The organism is Oleiphilus sp. HI0128 (genome assembly GCF_001635365.1).
The window spans coordinates 1-1334 of record NZ_LWGG01001484.1 but is presented as its reverse complement, the minus strand read 5'-3'; the positions used below and the strand labels follow the sequence as shown (position 1 = coordinate 1334).

2 protein-coding genes are annotated in these 1334 nt (G+C 41.9%); both read right to left on the bottom strand.

The window, feature by feature from the left end; all coding sequences use genetic code 11:
- Positions 1 to 374: conjugal transfer protein TraF (locus A3763_RS24515; RefSeq protein WP_197483102.1), on the bottom strand; the 374-nt coding region annotated here is incomplete at its 3' end.
- Between the two features lie 173 nt (positions 375 to 547).
- The coding region (locus A3763_RS24510; RefSeq protein WP_068760666.1) for a YihY/virulence factor BrkB family protein at positions 548 to 1334 on the bottom strand (787 nt) is incomplete at its 5' end.

The following is a 1334-nucleotide window of genomic DNA, read 5'->3' as shown; positions in this document are numbered from 1 at the left end:
ACGGGTAGCAAGGCGTCAAATTTATCTTTTGCGTCCAAAGCTTGATCAAGTGTTAGATTCTCGCTATCCAGAATTTCCTCAAGCTCTTCAATATCATCTTCAACGTTATTTAAGTCGCCTAACTCTAAACCAAAGCCTAGTGAGCTAAAGTAGCCTAAGCGAAGGCTTTCTTCATCGCCAACCAACAACTCTCCCGAAGCAGGATTATTCCCCAACGCTAATAATGAATTAGGATTAGTAGTTTTACCTAAGGTTAGAATCGCCCCCGGCTGATGCCCTTGATATCCTGCAACTGCATTGACTGCACCACCAAATAAGACCGCAAGTGCGATACCTTTAACCAGTTTACTTTTTTGTATGCTCTTCTGCTTCATGCTCATTATCCTTCGCTATTCACACAACCTATCCGATTTAACCGCTTTCTACTCGTCTGTCATACCTGTTATTATTAGACGGAACAACCCGGCAAGTTAAACACCCCAATTTTCTCTTTTGCTTTTGTCGCTTTCGCACGCTAGCCCTAAAGATAGTTCAAACAAGGCTTCATTCAACTATTGATTTGTTTCGCCTTGATTAAGTCTCGTAACAAAACATTATCGAAACTTTTATTGATGTCTTGATGAAGTTTGTCTGCGATGTCGCTAACTTCTGGTGAAAGCTTGATATGCTTATATTTCCACATACTTTCATGCCCTCTCAAAGCCCGTAATATTTGAGCTACACTAATCTGATCTGTGGAATGGCCTGGCACTAACATATCGGCCTTTTCACCCGCAACAATAAGTAGGCCGCCTGCAATCAACTTATCGATAATTTTTCGGCTCGCAACCGCTGGGATCGTATGTAGATGTTCGATATCTACTTGAAGAACCGGACTTTCTGTTGACTCAAACCTACGTGCAATATTCACCATAATATCGAGCCCAACTTTTTCGCTGACCTCCGGAGAAGGATCTAACTCCTGCTCCTTTGTGATATGGCTTTCATGTTGGTGATAAAACGCAATACTCGACCCTAGCAGTAAAATTAGCCAGTTTACGTACAACCAAATCAGTAACAAAATACCGACGGCAAAACCGGAATAGATCGCATCGTACTTAGACGAATTTACGACGAAGGCCGTAAAGAGAATGCTTGAAGCCTGCCACGCACTTCCACCCACGACACCGCCCACCAAAGCACTTTTAAAGTTAACTCGAGTATTTGGCATTAGAATATAAAACATGGTAAATGTCAGAATAATCATAAAGAAAGGCATCAGTTTGGTCATCATTAAGATCACCGTGCCAAAGGGTTCAATTGAAGCGATACTTTGAACCAGGCTGGAATTCATT